Source organism: Chryseobacterium sp. UF-81 (genome assembly GCF_058245105.1).
Map to the genome: position 1 here is coordinate 12,781 of NZ_JBSIBX010000007.1, position 18,507 is coordinate 31,287.

Annotated in this window: 13 protein-coding genes; 11 read left to right on the forward strand and 2 right to left on the reverse strand. The window is 38.2% G+C overall.

The window, feature by feature from the left end:
• Positions 1-4 precede the first annotated feature (4 nt).
• Positions 5-1,039: an NAD(P)/FAD-dependent oxidoreductase gene (locus AC4IFE_RS11115; protein ID WP_490757072.1), complete on the forward strand. Its 1,035-nt coding sequence runs from the start codon at positions 5-7 to the stop codon at positions 1,037-1,039.
• 84 nt (positions 1,040-1,123) lie between these two features.
• Entirely contained in the window at positions 1,124-1,381 is a 258-nt protein-coding gene (locus AC4IFE_RS11120) for a SemiSWEET transporter (protein WP_490757074.1), read from the forward strand.
• Between the two features lie 72 nt (positions 1,382-1,453).
• Here the strand turns inward: AC4IFE_RS11120 and AC4IFE_RS11125 are convergent, their stop codons facing one another.
• A complete protein-coding gene (locus tag AC4IFE_RS11125) occupies positions 1,454-1,891 on the reverse strand; it encodes an META domain-containing protein (RefSeq protein ID WP_490757075.1) in 438 nt (145 codons plus the stop codon).
• 31 nt (positions 1,892-1,922) lie between these two features.
• A complete protein-coding gene (locus tag AC4IFE_RS11130; RefSeq protein ID WP_490757076.1) occupies positions 1,923-2,315 on the reverse strand; it encodes a hypothetical protein in 393 nt (130 codons plus the stop codon).
• Between the two features lie 789 nt (positions 2,316-3,104).
• Here AC4IFE_RS11130 and AC4IFE_RS11135 point away from each other — a divergent pair.
• From AC4IFE_RS11135 to AC4IFE_RS11175, 9 genes are all read left to right on the forward strand, one after another.
• A complete protein-coding gene (locus AC4IFE_RS11135) occupies positions 3,105-3,494 on the forward strand; it encodes a hypothetical protein (protein WP_490757077.1) in 390 nt (129 codons plus the stop codon).
• 149 nt (positions 3,495-3,643) lie between these two features.
• Positions 3,644-4,729 (forward strand): efflux RND transporter periplasmic adaptor subunit, encoded by a 1,086-nt coding sequence (locus AC4IFE_RS11140; RefSeq protein WP_490757079.1) that lies wholly within the window; start codon positions 3,644-3,646, stop codon positions 4,727-4,729.
• Positions 4,730-4,751: 22 nt separating this feature from the next.
• Positions 4,752-7,946 carry an efflux RND transporter permease subunit gene (locus AC4IFE_RS11145; protein WP_490757081.1) on the forward strand — a complete coding sequence of 1,065 codons (3,195 nt, stop codon included), beginning with the start codon at positions 4,752-4,754 and terminating at the stop codon, positions 7,944-7,946.
• Positions 7,933-9,375 (forward strand): TolC family protein, encoded by a 1,443-nt coding sequence (locus AC4IFE_RS11150; RefSeq protein WP_490757082.1) that lies wholly within the window; start codon positions 7,933-7,935, stop codon positions 9,373-9,375. Before AC4IFE_RS11145 ends, AC4IFE_RS11150 begins: the two co-directional genes overlap by 14 nt.
• A 242-nt stretch (positions 9,376-9,617) precedes the next feature.
• Positions 9,618-9,854 carry a hypothetical protein gene (locus AC4IFE_RS11155; RefSeq protein WP_490757084.1) on the forward strand — a complete coding sequence of 79 codons (237 nt, stop codon included), beginning with the start codon at positions 9,618-9,620 and terminating at the stop codon, positions 9,852-9,854.
• 121 nt (positions 9,855-9,975) lie between these two features.
• On the forward strand, positions 9,976-10,671 hold the full coding sequence (locus AC4IFE_RS11160; RefSeq protein ID WP_490757085.1) for a hypothetical protein: 696 nt from the start codon (positions 9,976-9,978) through the stop codon (positions 10,669-10,671).
• A 71-nt stretch (positions 10,672-10,742) separates the two neighbouring features.
• Positions 10,743-11,186 (forward strand): T9SS type A sorting domain-containing protein, encoded by a 444-nt coding sequence (locus tag AC4IFE_RS11165; RefSeq protein ID WP_490757087.1) that lies wholly within the window; start codon positions 10,743-10,745, stop codon positions 11,184-11,186.
• Between the two features lie 13 nt (positions 11,187-11,199).
• A complete protein-coding gene (locus tag AC4IFE_RS11170) occupies positions 11,200-14,574 on the forward strand; it encodes a hypothetical protein (RefSeq protein ID WP_490757088.1) in 3,375 nt (1,124 codons plus the stop codon).
• A gap of 137 nt (positions 14,575-14,711) precedes the next feature.
• Positions 14,712-18,299 carry a DUF6443 domain-containing protein gene (locus AC4IFE_RS11175; protein ID WP_490757090.1) on the forward strand — a complete coding sequence of 1,196 codons (3,588 nt, stop codon included), beginning with the start codon at positions 14,712-14,714 and terminating at the stop codon, positions 18,297-18,299.
• The last annotated feature ends 208 nt before the right edge of the window (positions 18,300-18,507 follow it).

Genomic DNA, 18,507 nt, shown 5'->3' on the forward strand with positions numbered 1-18,507 from the left:
TATTATGAAAGATGTAGACTATATTATTGTTGGAGATGGATATGCGGGATTGTTTTTCGCTCATCAGCTTATAAAGAATAACAAATCTTTTGTACTCTTTTCAGAGGGCAGAAAGAGTGCTTCCCAGGTTTCTGCCGGAATTATCAATCCGGTAGTCCTCAAAAAATTTACCACCTTCTGGAAAGCTCAGGAACAAATTGACTTTTTGAAAGACACTTTGAATGAAATAGAATCTTATACCGGGAAAAATTACCTTATCAATTCACCTATCCACAGAATTTTTCATGACGGGAATGAGCAGAACCTTTGGCTCAGGAAATCAGATAACGATGAACTTTCAGGTTTCCTGGATGGAAAATTCGATCATTTAGAGGTGGTAAAAAACGACTTTAATACCGGAAAGGTCAATCAGTCTGCCAGACTTGAGGTAAGCGGTTTTTTCATGGGTCTATTTGATTTCTTAGAAAAAAAAGGATTTTTGGTCAAAGAAAAGTTTGATTATGAAAAATTAGATGTTTCTTCAGCTACTTATAAAAATTTTCAGTGTAAGCATATTGTATTCTGTGAAGGAATGGGTGTGAAAGAAAATCCATTTTTCTCAGACATTGCTGTTATCCCGAACAAAGGGCATCATATTAAAGTAAAACTTTCCGCATCTATTCCAAAGGATATTACGATCAAAAAGAAACATTTTTTATTCCCTACAGATAATGGTCTTTATTTCTATGGCGGAACCTATGATAGGGAACAGCTTCATCATCATATTGACGAATCTGCAGTTGCACAGCTTGTGAATGGGCTGTCAGAAATTTATCCGTATGATTTTGAAGTTAAAGAAGTGAATTTCGGTTTCAGACCGACAGTAAAAGACAGAAGGCCGATTATCGGAAGGCATGCATCATACAAAAACCTGTATGTATTCAATGGCCTTGGAGCAAGAGGAATTCTGAATGGCTGTTACTTTTCAAAGAACCTGTATCAGTTTATTGAAGAAAATGTCCCACTGCATGAAGAAGTTTCCAGTGACAGATTTAAATAGTCAAGCTGGAAGTACTGTTGGGCTTTCAATTTGCTACGGCTGCATTAAAGATTTGATGAAATATATTAAACAAAGAATTTAACTATGAATGAAAATATCCTGGGCATAATAGCTGGAGTTCTTACTTCCATCTCCATGATCCCCCAACTGATCAAAGTCATTAAAGAGAAAAATGTAGATGATATTTCCCTGGTCATGCTCATAGTACTCATTACCGGGCTTTCACTTTGGGTCTGGTACGGCTTTATAAAAGAAGAGCTGCCCATTATTTTGTCAAATGCTTTTGCTGTTCTGGTCAATATAAGCCTTCTGATCTGCTATATGATCTATAAAAAATCTTAAAGAGAATTTATAATAAAAAAGACGTTTTACAAACCGTAAAACGTCTTTTTTATATCGTAAAATTTAATTCAGTTATGGTTGAAGGACAAATTTAGCCAAAGGAGCCATTCTTGCCTTGTTCAATGTCAGCGTATTGCCGTTTACAGAATAATTATCTGCGGCAAGCACTGCTTTTGTAAATAATTGCTCGGTTTCAAGATCCTCACAGGCCATCATCGTAGACATTCCCTGGTTAAATTTGATTCTCATCATATCAGGTTTGATCTCAAAAGTACCTCCAAATCCATTGCATCCAGCATGACCTTCATATCTCATACCTTCTGTATTAAGCTTGAAATAAGGATTGTTTTTGGGGTTTTTAAGTTGGATTGGCTGCCCGTTCAGTTCCGTCAGCTTCCATGTTTTTCCTGTAATATCTGTTGTCTTTTGCGCCGTAGCCGGTGCTGTTTTGCATGCCGTAAGAAAGACAAGTAAAAAAAGAGCTGATAAATAATAATGTAAGTTTTTCATAAGTATTATTTTGTGTAAGGTGGTGTTTAAATTAATAAGAAGCCATTTTTGCGGAGCCGGATGCTTTTGTTTCACGTTTTGCGTGGAACAGAACCATATCTACATTTTTTTTCAGTAAAGTAATATTTCCTTTAATATTCGAATACTGATATTCCTCATTGCTTGCAGTATACTCAGGAAGAGCATCACTTTTTTTAAGATCATAGGTTTTACCCTCCAGATGTACGGTTGCCGTACCTTTTGTATGGTTGATGATCACCTCGATTTTTTCTCCATAGCTGTCGGTGAAAACATCTTTTGTGGTTTCATCTTTGTTTTCCGGTACTGTCTCTGTAAGTACCTCTGCTTCTTTGCCCGGATGCTTACACGCTGTTGAGGAAAGGACTGCCAGCCCGATAAGGACCGATGTGAATAATTTTTTCATAATGATAGGTGATTGGTAAGTGTATCATGAAATAGTGATATTAATACTGCATAAATTTACAAATATTTTTAATAAATATATGTTAATTTTACATAAATTAATCTGATGTTTCTATCTGTTGTATATTACAATTCTTTACTGTCGTTTTTATAACCTACAAAAGGGTAGACCTTAAAGATTTGCAAAGAATAATTACCGCAGGACGCTTAAGCTGTCGGTTTTAAGAATAAAAAGTACAGTTTTTTTTCACGTTACATTTGTTGTTTTAATTGGGTGCAAAAGTATTAAAAATTATATAATGTTGATATACAGTGAGAAATGATTTAAATCATGCTCATGATGATGATTTTTTTTGAGATTAATAGAAAAAAGAGAACTGGCAAAGTCAATTCTCTTTAAAGTTAATTTTAATTAATATTTTTAATTGAATTTTTAAGGTGCTGTAATCTGGTCAATGGTGAAAAATGCTTTGGTTGTGTTGCAGGTGCCGCCCGGGCATGTAGTTGCATTTCCTACATCAGTAGGAGTTGTAGCTCCCATCTGTGGATGCGCTGTTGTTTCTGATCTGAAATTTCTATATTATATAATTATATCACATTATGTTTATAATTCATCATAAGCGCCAATTGTATGTTGTTTTCTTGTTAATGTTTTAAAATTGCTGATCATTCAACAAGTGGCTTCTAAAAAAAGTGAATGTTTCTTTCTTCAGCTAATTTAAAGGAGAGTTAAATTTTGTTAATCTGCTATGACGATATACATATCTAGATGTACATTTGCCACTTCAAAATGAGAAACTTTATAATATACTTTTTAACAGGTCTTTTTCTGCTTTTCGTAGTAGAAAGCAGACTTAACGTTAAAACACTCCGAAATGACTATTCAGGTCATGTTTCTCATCACATGCCTAAAAAAGCCAATAAGCTGAACCAGACTTTCGAAAAGCTTTCAGTACAGCAGATGGCAGATAATGTGGAAAATCCTACCCTGGAACTTACTGAAGACGATTTCCAGCTTTCTGATACCCTACAGTTTATTGCTGTATTTGCAGGGGTATTCAGTCTTGTTTATATTTTTGGACTTCGTTCTTTTAAAAGCAGAAAACCTGGTATTCATGGTTTTCTTTCACTTTATTCCAATGTTAAAACATTCATTCTGATCCGTTCTATCAGAATTTAGAATTTCATTTTTCCCGATCTGTTTTCTGTCCATAGTCCGGATAGGAAATACCCTGCGTTATCTATGCCGGTCATCTTACGGCGCAGGACCCCTATTACCAAACATTCTTATTTTCAAAACATTAACGATTTATATTAAACTCTAGAATTATGATCAAAAGAGTTGCCTCAGGCATTGCGATAAGCACCCTTTTATTGACTGTTGGCTGCAGTCAGAAGAAAGAAGAAAAAGAAGAAGCCGCAGTATATCCTGTCACGAGTCCTGTAAAAATGGACACCGTGATCAATAAAGAATACGTAGCCCAGATCCAGTCTGTAAAAAACATTGAAGTCCGTGCACAGGAGAAGGGATTCCTTGAAAAAATTTACGTAGATGAGGGTCAATATGTACACGCAGGACAGACCCTTTTCAGAATTATGCCTCAGCTTTATCAGGCAGAATTATTAAAAGCCAGAGCAGAAGTGGAGCAGGCGACCATTGAATTGAAAAATGCCAGCACCCTTGCCAGTAACAACATCGTTTCTAAAAACGAAAGAGCAATGGCCAAAGCCAAGCTGGATGCTGCCAATGCTGAAATGAAACTGGCCCAGATTCATTTATCCTTTACAGATATTAAAGCACCGTTCTCAGGGGTAATCAACAGAATTCCTTTAAAACTGGGAAGCCTGGTAGATGAAGGAGATCTGCTGACCTCATTATCAGATAATACCAACGTTTACAGCTATTTTAATGTTTCAGAACCGGAATATTTAACCTATCAGACCCATGCTGACGGAAGAGGAAGCAACCAGGTATCTTTAATTATGGCTAATGGAGAAATGCTTCCGCAGAAAGGAGAAATTCAGACCATAGAAGGTGAATTTGACAATGAAACAGGAAATATTGCCTTCAGGGCAAAATTCCCTAACCCTGATAAACTTCTTAGAAACGGGGAAACCGGGAAAGTACAGATGACTCTTCCTGTGCATAATGCACTGATCATTCCACAGAAAGCGACTTATGAAATCCAGGATCAGAAATATGTATTCATCATCGATAAAAATGGAACGGCAAAATCCAGAAATATAAAAATAGCTTATGAGCTGCCGGATCTTTATGTGGTAGGTTCAGGACTTGCCGAAGGAGATAAAATCCTTTTAGAAGGAGTACAGAAAGTAAAAGACGACCAAAAAATACAGACCAAATTCCAGGATCCTAGAAAAGTTCTTCAGTCATTGAAACTAAAAGCAGAGTAGTCTACTTGTAAAACGAAGCAGTATGTTTAAGAAATTCATCCGCAGACCTGTTCTGTCTATTGTGATCTCACTGATCATTGTATTTATGGGGATTCTGTCGCTGGTAAAACTTCCGGTGACCCAGTTTCCCTCCATTTCACCCCCTAAAGTAAATATCACCGCAGAATACCCGGGAGCCAACAACGAACTATTGATCAAATCAGTGGTCATTCCCCTTGAAAGAGGATTGAACGGAGTTCCTGGTATGAAATATATGACCTCCGATGCCGGTAACGATGGCGAAGCTTCCATTCAGATCGTATTTGATCTCGGAACAGATCCCAATGTTGCTGCAGTAAACGTTCAGAACCGTGTATCTTCAGTTGTTAACAAACTGCCACCTCTGGTAGTGCGTGAAGGGGTAAAAATTACCCGTGAAGAACCCAATATGTTGATGTACATTAACCTGTACAGTGACGATCCCAAAGCCGACCAGAAGTTTCTTTTCAACTATGCTGATATCAATGTGATGTCCGAATTGAGAAGGGTAAGTGGGGTAGGTTTCGCAGATATCCTGGGGACCCGTGAATATGCCATGCGTATCTGGCTTAAACCGGACAGACTTACCGCTTATAATATTTCCGCAGATGAAGTAATGGAATCCCTGAACCAGCAGAGTTTGGAAGCTTCTCCCGGAAAAACAGGGGAGAGTTCAGGAAAACGTTCTCAATCATTTGAATACATCCTGAAATATTCCGGACGTTTCAATAATGAAAAAGATTACGGGAATATTATCTTAAAAGCAAAACCGGGTGGAGAATTTGTAAGATTAAAAGATGTGGCTGATATAGAATTCGGTTCCTCAATGTATGATATCTATTCTACACTGAACGGAAAGCCTTCTGCAGCTATCACTGTAAAACAGTCCTATGGTTCCAATGCAAGTGACGTTATCAAAAATGTAAAAACTTTGATGAAAGATCTTGAGAAAAATAACTTCCCGAAAGGAATGCATTACGACATAAGCTATGACGTTTCCAGGTTCCTGGATGCATCCATGGAAAAGGTTATTCATACCTTATTTGAAGCCTTTATTCTGGTGGCGATTGTAGTATTCCTGTTCCTTGGAGACTGGCGTTCAACCTTAATTCCTGCGCTGGCGGTTCCGGTTTCACTGGTGGGTACATTTGCCGTCATGTCCGCATTTGGAATTACGCTAAACATGATTTCACTCTTTGCCTTGGTAATGGCCATCGGGGTCGTTGTCGATGATGCGATTGTGGTTATTGAAGCCGTGCACGCCAAGATGGAAGAAAAAGGACTTTCTCCACTAAAAGCAACGGAAGAAGCGATGCATGAAATCAGTGGTGCGATTATCGCGATTACTTTGGTTATGGCATCCGTATTCATTCCGATTGCATTTATGTCCGGCCCGGTGGGAGTATTTTACCGTCAGTTTTCCATTACCATGGCTTCAGCAATTATCCTTTCAGGAATTGTAGCATTGACGCTGACTCCGGCTTTATGTGCTTTGATCTTAAAAAATCATCACGGAAAAGCTAAAAAGAAAACGCCAATTACTATCTTCCTGGATAAATTCAATAATTTATTTACAAAAGGTGCAGGGAAGTATGAAAAAATGCTGAATAAAACAGTGAAGAAAAAATCCATCACGCTTCCTTTACTGCTGGCATTTTGTGCATGTACATATTTCTTAAGTAACTCACTTCCTTCAGGATTTATTCCGGCGGAAGACCAGGGAATGATCTATGCCATTATCCAGACGCCTCCGGGTTCCACTTTGGAAAGAACCAACCAGATTGCCAAAGAATTATTAAGAGAGTCTGAAGACATTGACGGGGTGCAATCTGTTTCTTCACTCGCAGGGTACGAAATCCTGACAGAAGGTACCGGCTCCAACTCAGGAACCTGTCTGATCAACCTTAAAAGCTGGGAAGAACGTAAAGAATCTGCTGCTGAGATCATTGAAAAGCTTGAAGAGAAAGCTAAAAATATTCCCGGCGCCAATATAGAATTCTTTCAGCCGCCTTCCATTCCAGGTTATGGTGCTGCAGGAGGTTTTGAACTCCGTCTGCTCGATAAGGCAGGAAGCGGAGACTACCACAAAATGGAGCAGGTAAGCAATGATTTTGTAAGAGAATTGAAGAAACGTCCTGAGCTTGGATCTGCATTTACATTCTATTCTGCAAGTTTCCCTCAGTATATGCTAAAAGTAGATAATGACCTTGCCGAACAAAAAGGAGTAACGATAGAAAATGCAATGGATAACCTGTCTACATTGATCGGGTCTAACTATGAGACCAGTTTCATCCGTTTCGACAGACCGTATAAAGTAATTGTGCAGGCAGGTCCTCAATACCGTGCTTTGCCTACGGATCTCCTGAAATTATATGTGAAAAACGATAAAGACCAGATGGTTCCGTATTCGGATTTTATGAGAATGGAAAAGGTATATGGACTATCAGAAATTACAAGACATAATATGTATAATTCTGCAGAAGTAAGCGGAACTCCGGCGCCGGGATACAGTAGTGGGCAAGCTATTAAAGCAATCCAGGAGGTTGCGGATAAAACTCTTCCGAGAGGTTTCGGTATCGACTGGGCGGGTATTTCCAAAGATGAAGTGAGCAGAGGGAACGAAGCCGTATTTATCTTCCTGGTCTGTCTTGGATTTGTCTATCTGATTCTTGCAGCACAGTATGAAAGCTTTATTCTGCCGTTGCCGGTAATTTTATCCCTTCCTACAGGTATTTTCGGAGCATTTTTATGTCTGAAATTGTTAGGGTTGGAAAATAATATCTATGCTCAGGTTGCCATGGTCATGCTGATTGGTCTGTTAGGTAAAAATGCAGTATTGATCGTAGAATTTGCCGTTCAGAAGAAAGCAGAAGAAGGAATTCCTGTAGCGAAGGCAGCTATTGAAGGGGCGGCGATCCGTTTCCGTCCGATTTTGATGACTTCATTTGCCTTTATTGCGGGTCTTATTCCGTTGGTAATCGCAACCGGACCGGGAGCGGTAGGAAACAGAACGATTGGTACCGCAGCTGCAGGAGGAATGTTGATAGGAACTATTTTCGGGCTGATGATTATTCCGGGGCTGTATTATATTTTCGGAACTATCGCAGATAAATCGAGACTGGCAAGATATGAAGAGGAGAATCCTTTAACAGAACAAACTGAACCTTATCAACACGATAACAAACATGAAGATTTATAATAAATATATAGCAGCCATTGCTCTATCACTTGTACTTACAGGTTGTAGAGCTCCCATGGCCACCGTTATAAAAGATGAAGTAAAAGAAAACCTGCCTCAGAATTTCAATCAGGAAGAGCAGCAGGATGCTAATGCAAACAGTGGAACAACCCCCTGGAGACAGTTTTTCACGGACCCGAATCTGGTAAGTTTAATCGAAACGGCTTTGAAAAACAATCAGGAATTACTGATCACCCTTCAGGAGATTGAAATTGCAAAAAGTGGGGTATTGGCTAAAAAAGGAAGACTGACACCAACGGTATCAGCCGGAATAGGAGCCGGAATAAAAAAAGCCGGCCGTTATACCAGTGAAGGAGCTGGTGATGCCACTACGGAAATAGAGCCCGGAAAAGAAATGCCCGATCCTCTGGGCAATTTTGAAGGCGGATTAATGGCCAACTGGGAGATTGATATCTGGAAAAAGCTCAGAACTGAAAAGGAGGCTGCCGTTGCTCATTATCTTTCTACAGTAGAAGGGAAAAACTTCGTATTATCCAATCTTATCGAAGAAGTAGCGGACAATTATTATGAATTGCTGGCACTTGACAATCAGTTAGACATCATTCAGCAGTACATTAAACTGCAGCAAAGAGCATTGGAAATTTCTAAAATTCAGAAAGAAGCTGCTGCGGCTACGGAACTGGCTGTTAAGAAATTTGAGGCGGAGCTGGCAAAATCCAAAGCTGCAGAATATACAATCCGTCAGGATATTACAGAGAAAGAAAACCAGATCAATGCGCTTTTGGGAAGATATCCACAGCCTATCGTGAGAACGAAAGAAAGCTTTATGTCTACGATGCCGCAGACTGTTTACACGGGAATACCGTCTCAGCTATTAGCTAACCGTCCGGATATTAAACAGGCGGAATTGGAATTAAAAGCTGCAAAACTGGATGTGCAGGCAGCAAGAAAGGAGTTTTATCCGTCACTGGAAATTTCTGCTACACTAGGATTGGAAGCCTTCAAACCTTCTTATCTGGTTAAGTTGCCGGAGTCTATTGCTTCTAATCTGGCAGGAGAACTGGCCGGGCCATTAATTAATAAAAGTGCGATCAAAGCAAACTTTCAGACTGCTGATGCCAGACAGGTACAGTCGCTGTACGAGTATGACAAAACGATCTTAAATGCTTATCTGGACGTAGCAAATCTTATGTCAAAGGTTAAGAATATAGATCAGTATTACCAGTTGAAATCGCAGGAGACCAAAGCTTTAGATCAGTCTATTGATATTGCGAACCAATTGTTCCGGAATTCAAGAGCAGATTATCTTGAAGTTCTCTTGAATCAAAGAGATGCTCTGGATGCCAAAATGGAGCTGATCGAAGCTAAACAGAAACAGCTGAGCACCGTTGTAGACATCTACAAAAGCTTAGGCGGTGGCTGGAAATAAGACATCATAATTCTATCAATAAAACAGTTAATGTTTTGAGCTGATCCCTTCGGGGATTGGCTCTTTTTGTTTTTATGAGTGAGATTTTATTGCATTTAGGATTGATTTTATTCACTGGTTGTTTGAAATAGACAGAAAATATTCTTGTATATAAAAATTTGGATTAAATCTCAACGGTGGGATTTGAAATGCGTTAAAAAATGTTAAATTTGCAAAAATATAAAAACTAAATACACAAGCAGATGAAGAAAATTTACTCTGGTGCATGTATTCTATGCACAGTTCTTGGATTTTCCGCCCAGGAAGTATTATGGCAGAAAGACATCAAATCCTCTACACAGGATTTTCTAAGCCAGGTGACCACAACCATAGATCAACAGTATCTGATCACGGGAAGCAGTATTCAAAGCAGTAAGCTTCAGGCTGAAGGCAGTAAGCAGAATAACGGCTACGATTTTCATTTAGTCAAACTCAACTAGCAGGGGGAACAGGTCTTTGAAAAATATTTTTCAGGAAATAACCACGACTATCTTTCCGCAACTGTTTCTACACAGGACGGAGGTTTTTTGATTTCAGGCACCTCCTATTCATCAAAAGGTCTTGATAAAAAAAAAAGACTCCAAAGGAGGTTCAGACATTTGGCTCATCCGCCTCAATGAATTTGGCGACGAACTCTGGCAGAAAACGTTAGGATCAGCATCCGATGAAGAAGCAAGATCAGTTATTCAGACGACAGATCTCGGATTCTTTGTAGCCGGGAATGTCACCCTTCGACAGGCTCAGGGTACTACTAAAGGTTATGGTTCCAAAGATATTTTGATTGTAAAGCTCGATAAGGATGGAAAAGAACTCTCTCAGTCAATCTTAGGAGGAAAAGGCTTGGATGAAATTGAAAAGATGATTCCAACAAAGGACGGAGGTGTATTGGTTGGGATATATTCAAGAAGCAACCTGGGCGGTTCAAAGAAAACCGAAAACTTTGGTGAAGGAGATTATTGGGTGATCAAGCTGGATAAAACCGGGAAAACAGAATGGGAAAAGAATTTCGGAGGAAAAGGAGATGATCATTTGAGAACCTTAGCGCTAACCTCTTCTGGCTATTTAATCGGAGGAGAATCCAGATCCGAAAGATCAGGAAACAAAACGGTTGGAATAGAAGAAGGCACCGATCTGTGGCTAATCTCTTTAAACGAAAGAGGCGAAGAGATCTGGCAGAAATCCTACAATTTTGGGAACCGTGATATTCTGATGGGAATGAGTGTTATTCAGAGTCAGGATTCAGGGACCAAGACCTGACCAAAGGAATTTTACTTGGAGGTTACACTCAGGCTGAAGGCAGAATTGAAGCAGATGATGAAACTTTCTGGATGTTGTATCTGAATCAGGATGGCAATGAGCAGTGGAGAAAATACGTGAAGGGAGACAATAGACAAAGAGAGGAGAGACTTTCAGATATTAAGCTGAACAGGGACGGTTCCATTATTCTGGCTGGAACCAGCGCGGAGGAACTTGGAAAAGAGAACTGGAAGATCGTGAAGCTGGGAGATAAACAGCTTGACCAGCTGATTGAAAAGCAGGACATCAAGATCTATCCTAATCCAGTATCAGACTATGCTTATGTGGAAATAGGCTATGATTTCAAGGAAGCTGATATTATGCTGTATGATATGGGTGGAAGACAGCTTCAGAGCTTGAAGACTAAAAATAAAGTAACCAAAATAAACACTCAAAACCTAATTCAGGGAGCTTATCTGGTGACGATAAAAACGGATACGAATAAAACAGCCAGTGCTAAACTAATAAAGAAATAAAATTCAAATTAGAATGAAGAAATTATTAATACCAATAGCCTTATTATGTATCGCTAATGTTTATGGACAATCAGGAAGCGGAAATAATAATAGTAATGATGGAAGTTCAAAGTTACCGGAAATAATTCCACCATCGCCTACAGCCTATGCCTTAGGGAATTATGGTAATGTACCTGTAGGGTTATTTATTGGGGCTCCCAATATATCAGTTCCATTACTTACTTATAAAACAAATAATATTACTTTACCATTAAGTCTTTTTTATGGCTCTAATGGGATCAAAATAGATGAGGTTTCCTCTAATGTAGGTTTAGGCTGGAATTTGAATTTTGGAGGTGTAATTACCCGTATGGTAAGAGGCAATGCTGATGAAGCTTCAACCAGTATTCCGGTACCTGAAAATGATAATGTAAATGGAGCATATACAAATCCTGTTACTAATCAGTTCTTCTTTAATTTAGCGAATCATACTAGTGCGGCAGATACGCAGGCTGATTTGTATTCATTTAATTTTAATGGATTTTCCGGAAAATTCTTTTATGATCGAAATAATCAGCCTCATATTGTAGACCAGCAGGCTCTAAAAATCGAAAGAATTGGTAATACTACAGGTGACGGGCAGGATTTTCTATTAACGACCTCTACAGGTGAAAAATATTATTTTACCCAGAAAGAAAGATCTATGTACAGGAATGTCGGAGGAGGACACTCCCTTATTCAGTCATCTATTACAGCATGGTATCTGACGAAGATTGTCCATCCTAAAGGAGACGAAGTCTATTTTACCTATGAAGATTATAATCTACCGACTTATGTAAGTTCACAATCACAGAGCTTGAGAATGTCTACAGGTTTCCCTGCTACTCAGACAGTATGTGGAGGTGGAAGCGGATATTCAACATCTCCAACATTAGGCCCCATTATAGATAATACACTCCGGGTTATAGGAAAAAGAATTACTTCGATAAGCAGTAATAATCCATTAAACGGAACTGTTACTTTTACTTATTCAACGGATACTACAAACCTGGATATTGAAGGGAATACTAAAATTCAAAATATTGCTCTAAAAGATCAAACAGGAGCCAATATAGAAACAGCAACTTTCAATTATCTTAATACGACTAATAAAAGAAATTTTCTAACCAGTGTAGTTTTCAAAGATCCTAATAAATCCTACAGTTTCGAATATGAAGATCCATCTGCATTTCCCTCAAGATTATCTTTCAGCCAGGATCATTGGGGATATTATAATGGGAAAATCAATGTAGCACTGGCCCCAAAAAATGTTGAAGATTATAATTTCAACCAGTTCGACTATTCAGGTGCTGATAAATCTCCGGATCCCAATTTTGCAAAAATCGGACTTTTAAAAAGAGTGGTTTATCCTACAAAAGGATTTACAGATCTGGAATATGAAGGGAATACCTATTGGGGACAAAAAACTATTTATCCCAATTATACCTATCTGCATTTGGCGGATCAAAACAATACTATTTCTGGAATTGTAACGCAGCAATATACTATTACTTCACCTGCCAATCAAAGAATTGAAATATCAGGTATGAGTGGTTTTAATACCCAATGTTCAGAATCTGAACAGACCCATAATCCTATTGGCAGAATCGAACTTGTAAATGGAGGAAGTTTTTATGGATCTCCACAGGGATCTCCCGTTCAATCAGGACCAATATACGAATTTGTGAATGGGCAATCGAATCTAATTTATTTTGATGCTTTAGCAGGAACAACCTATACTTTAAAACTATCAGCATCAAGATGTACCTATATTAGTGCTGATGCAAAATATTATGCTTCCGCACCGCAGGTTTTTGATACCAACCTTGATACAGGCGGAGTAAGAGTTAAGGATATTAAAGATTACGATGTTTCTTCATCAACTCCAAAATATACAAGATATATTTATGGTGACGTTAATCATTCATCAGGCCAGCCGGGAAATAAACCTTACTATGCCAATACCTTTACATGGCAGACTATATGTATGGACAACAACGGAACAGGGCTTGTAATGTGTACTTTTGTTGAAAATTCAGACAATATTCTTACCTCAAGCAGTATGATCCCATTGTATGATACAGGGACAACTAGCTGTCTTTACCCTAATGTTTCTATTAGTGAAGGGGGAGATCAATTTGAAAAAGGAGGGGAAATCAAAGAGTTTAAAATCCAGAGAGATGATGCAGGGAGCAATGTATGGGGGCCGGGAACTATAGTTAATAATCCTTGGACAAACAGGGGCTGGGATAACGGTACAGAATTAAGCTCGACAATAGTAAGAAAAAATACCGGATCATCAGCTCTTGAGATCGTTCAAAAAAAAGAAAACATTTATGAAAAAAGAGATTCAAGTACTTTTGAACTGAAAAATTATGTTGGTGAGCAGTTGTTTAATATCGCATGTAATTCTGCTTATGTAAGCCATACTTATACATGCACTGCTTCAGATGTTATTATACCAAATAGTGCCTGTACCGGCAAAACAGCAGGAGAACAGATAGTATTACAGCTCTTAGATAATGTTAATGTTACGGAATATAAAAATATCTCCTATTGGCATTATTTAAAGTCTCAAAAAACTACAGATTATTTAGGGGGCATTCCTGTAAAGACCGAAACAGAATATTTCTATGATAATCCTTCTCATTATCAATTAAATCGTCAGAAAACTACTTTTTCCGATGGCAGAATCGGTGAAACAGCTTACAGCTATGCCCATGAAAAAGGAAATCAGCTGATGATCGAGAAAAACATGGTTGGCATTCCATTAGAAACTACTACAAACCAGACTATTGGAAACGGAACAAAAACTTTATCAAAAACTGAAACACTGTATCCAAAGACTGTAGCAGAAATAACCCACAACAGTTCCTCTCTGGTTCTTCCTTCATCAGTTCTTTCCTATGATCTACAGAATAGCTCTCCATCTACCGAAGTCACTTATGACAAATATGATTCAAAAGGCAACCTTCAGCAGTACACCACAAAAGATGGCATTCCAACAACGATCATCTGGGGTTATAGCAAAACCCAGCCTATTGCCAAAATAGCAGGTGCCAAAATTTCAGATATCGCCCAGTCATTAATAGATAATATTGTAAATGCTTCAGATAATGATGCCCAGTTAAGTACTGATGCATCAGAACAGTCATTGACCTCTGCTTTAGATCTGTTCAGAAATAATGCTGCTTTACCAGGTTACCAGATCACCACTTATACCTACGATCCATTAATCGGAGTAAGAAGCATCACGCCTCCATCAGGAATCAGAGAGCTTTATAAATACGATACAGCTAACCGTCTTAAAAAGGTGATTGACATCAATGGAAAAGTACTGAAAGAATACAAATACAATTACAAAAACTAACACAGACATGAAAAAAATAATATTCATTTCCGGTATACACCTATCAGCAGGAGTTGTAAACCATGTGGCAATTCCATTATTTGGCAATGACCAGTTAAAAGAACAGTTGCTCAATATTTACCCATTAATTTAAAAGTATGCATAAAAAAATATACATAAGCATAGGGTTAATACTGGGGATTTATCACTATGGCCAGGTAGTCCTGAATTCTCCTCCTGCTCCTAATACAGAAAAAGCAGATCCTCAAAGTATACGCATGCTTCCTGGGTTCAGCTTCAATTCTGCTAACGGGACATTTCGGGCCTATATCGGAGGATCTTCTTCCAATAATCCGGGTAATACCTATACGCCTGTCACCGTTGATTATTCGACTAATATTTCAAATACTGAAAATTATATCTATACCCGGCAGTATTTAGTACCTACCGAAGTTTCAAACGGATCTCTTCAGCAGATACAGAGTGTACAGTTTTTTGATGGGCTTGGAAGACCTAAACAATTGGTGGGCATCAAATCTACTCCTACCGGAAAAGATCTGGTGACCCATATTCCTTATGATGGATTTGGAAGACAGGTAGACAGCTGGCTTCCGGTTCCTATGTCCTCGCAAAATGGAAATATTCAAACCGGGGTGGAAGGAAGTACCAATGCGTATTATCAGTCAAACGGTATTAATGATTCCTTTCCATTCAGCCATAAAAATTTAGAGAATTCTCCGCTCGACAGGCTTCTGAGCCAGAAAAATCCAGGAGCCGACTGGCAGAACAAACCTGTTGTTTTTGGGTATGATACCAATGTAGCAGGGGAAGTGAAAAAATATACTACCGCTACGAACTGGGTCGATGGGGCTACTTCTTCAGTATTAGGTACACCAGAAACTTACGGTGAAGGACAACTGTATAAAAATATCGTTACGGATGAAGATAATGGTAAAACCATAGAATACAAAAACGGTAAGGGACAAACCATATTAGTCAGAAAAGTCATCAGTTCTTCAGAAAATGCAGACACTTATTATGTGTACAATGAGTATGACCAGCTGGCGTTTGTAATTCCTCCGTTGACTTCTGCTTCCGCATCAGTATCTGCATCAGCTTTGGAGCAACTTTGCTATCAGTATAAGTATGATGGCAGAAACAGGCTTGTAGAAAAGAAGCTTCCGGGAAAAGGTCTGGAACAGATGGTTTACAACAAAAAAGACCAGGTTATTCTGTACCGGGATGCTGTTCTGAAAAACGGAATCTCCAATTTTACAGCTGATCAATCATGGGTTTTTACCAAGTATGATCAGTTTGGAAGAGTTGTTTATACTGGAATTTCGAGAGATGGAACTTCGAGGCAAAACATTCAGACATCCATTGATAATCAGCCGGTGAGTACTTCTTATGAAACCCGTGGAGGAAATCTTGTGCTGAACGGAATGAATATAGGCTACGGAAATGTTTCTTACCCCACAAGTATTGACAAGGTTCTTTCAGTCAATTATTATGATACTTATCCTCAGGATGCTTCGGCCATTCCGGTAACAATTTTAGGCCAGGAAGTATTGCCTCAGGATGTTCAAAGTTCGAATGTTAGTACCAAGAGCCTGCCTACAGCCTCTTATGTGAAAAATGTTGAGAATGATAGCTGGACAAAGACCTATACTTATTATGACAAGAAAGGAAGAGCAATATCCACTTATTCTGTAAACCATCTCGGAGGATATACCAAAACTGAAAGTTTTCTGAAATTTTCAGGGGTTCCGGATTATACGCTTACTGAACATAAAAGAGCTGCAGATGCAACGAAAGTAAATATCAAAGAAACTTTTGAGTATGATCACCAGGAAAGGCTGGTAAGACATTGGAATGAGATCAATGGTGGAGCTAAAGAACTTCTTGCTGAAAATCTCTACAATGATCTCGGACAGGTACAGGCCAAAAATGTAGGAAATACAACCGGAAGCCCGTTGCAGACTGTCAAATATGCATACAATATCAGAGGCTGGCTTACAAAAGTTAATGACCCTTCTGATCTGCAAAATAAACTCTTTGCTTACGAGTTGAGGTATAACAAACCGGACAGTCAGTTTTCCGGTTCTGCAAGGTACAACGGAAACATCTCACAGATGTCATGGATTACCCAAAACGATGCTGTACTGAGAAATTACTCCTATGAATATGATGCCATTAATCGTCTTAAAGAAGGGCGTTTCTGGGATGCCATGAATTTAGACAGAGGAGAATACCACGAGCAGCTTACCTATGACCTGAACGGAAATATTAAATCCCTGCTCAGAAGAGGAAGGCAGCTTCCCGGCTATACAGCTCCTGAAGTTATGGATAATCTTGAATACCACTATGAAAATGGCGAGCAGAGTAATAAATTAGCTTATCTTAAAGAGGTGGGAACAGGAAATGCTTTAAGCGGTTATCCGCTTTCATCAGGTAGTACCGGAAATACAATCAGCTATGACCTGAATGGAAATATGACGGTTCAGCAGGATAAAGGAATTTCCTCCATCCAATATAATTATCTAAATTTACCTGGAAGGGTTACCCAAAATTCCAAAGTAACGGATTATATGTATAGGGCAGATGGAGTAAAAGTAAAAAAGATCTTCGGTATGGAGACCACAGATTATTTAGACGGATTTCAATATGAAAATGGAACGTTGAAGTTTTTACCAACTGCAGAAGGTTATTTTAATTTTGAAACCGGAAAGTATGTGTATAATTATACAGACCATTTAGGAAACATCAGGTTAAGCTATGCTAAGAATGGAGCAGGAACAGAGATCATTGAAGAGAGTAATTATTATCCTTTTGGATTGAAACATGAGGGATATAATACTTTATTAGTAAATTCAGCTTATAAATATAAGTTCTTAGGGGAAGAGTTGCAAGAAACTGGTTGGTACGATTTAAACGCTCGTTTTTATATGCCCGATGCTGTAATTTTTGGACAACACGATCCACTTTCTGAAAAAACAATGCAACCTTACGCTTATGGTTATAACAATCCAATCCGTTATGGAGACCCAACAGGATTAAGCGGGAATGATTTTGTAGAAAGAAAAGACGGCTCTATTTATTGGGACAAGAACGCCAATAATCAGGCAACAACAAAAGCAGGAGAAACTTATTTAGGGAAAAACTTGTCCTTTACATTTAATAGTTTTATTGATGCAAAAAGTTGGGATGGTCCTTTAGGAAGTTTACCAGCAGGCGATAAGCTAACTTCAACGATTAATATTTCGGCTCAAGAAAATTCACAAGGAGAATTGACTGGATTATCAGCTACAAGAAATGCCGATCCTATAGGAAAAACTTTTGGCATATTCTCAGGTAGAGATTATTATCCTGGTGAAGGAGGAAGCAATAATTCTTTTACCCAAACTAATACATCTGTAAGTTATGAACGACATACAAGTGTTGCTAGTTTTGAAGAAGCGGGTTTAAATTCTATGGGTTTTAAAATAGTAGATGTTGCTCAAAAATTAAATATTAGTTTTGATAAGGGGAACGGTAATTTATCTGTAAACGCTTATACAAACATATTTCCTTCGGCTACATTAAAACTGAATAATACGGGAACTACTTTAATGAATTATAAACAACCTTCTTTTGTAGGAACACATACAGCACCAATCATAAATAATGCTGTTATGGGAAGAGGCGGAGTAGAACTTCCTAAGAAAGATTTTTCATATTATCCATCAAGATTTTATAAAAGAAATTAGAATGTTACAACCAACCAAATTAAACATTTGTATTAGTATAATTTTAAAATATTTTATATTTTATGTCTTGCTAATGTTTATAAATAAAGAGTTTAAGCTATTGGAAATTAGCAATATTAAAAATGGACAAGACTTATTTTATTATTTATGGATAGTTTTATTTTTTCCTATTGTGGATATGATTTTATTTGCTATTCCATTGTATTTT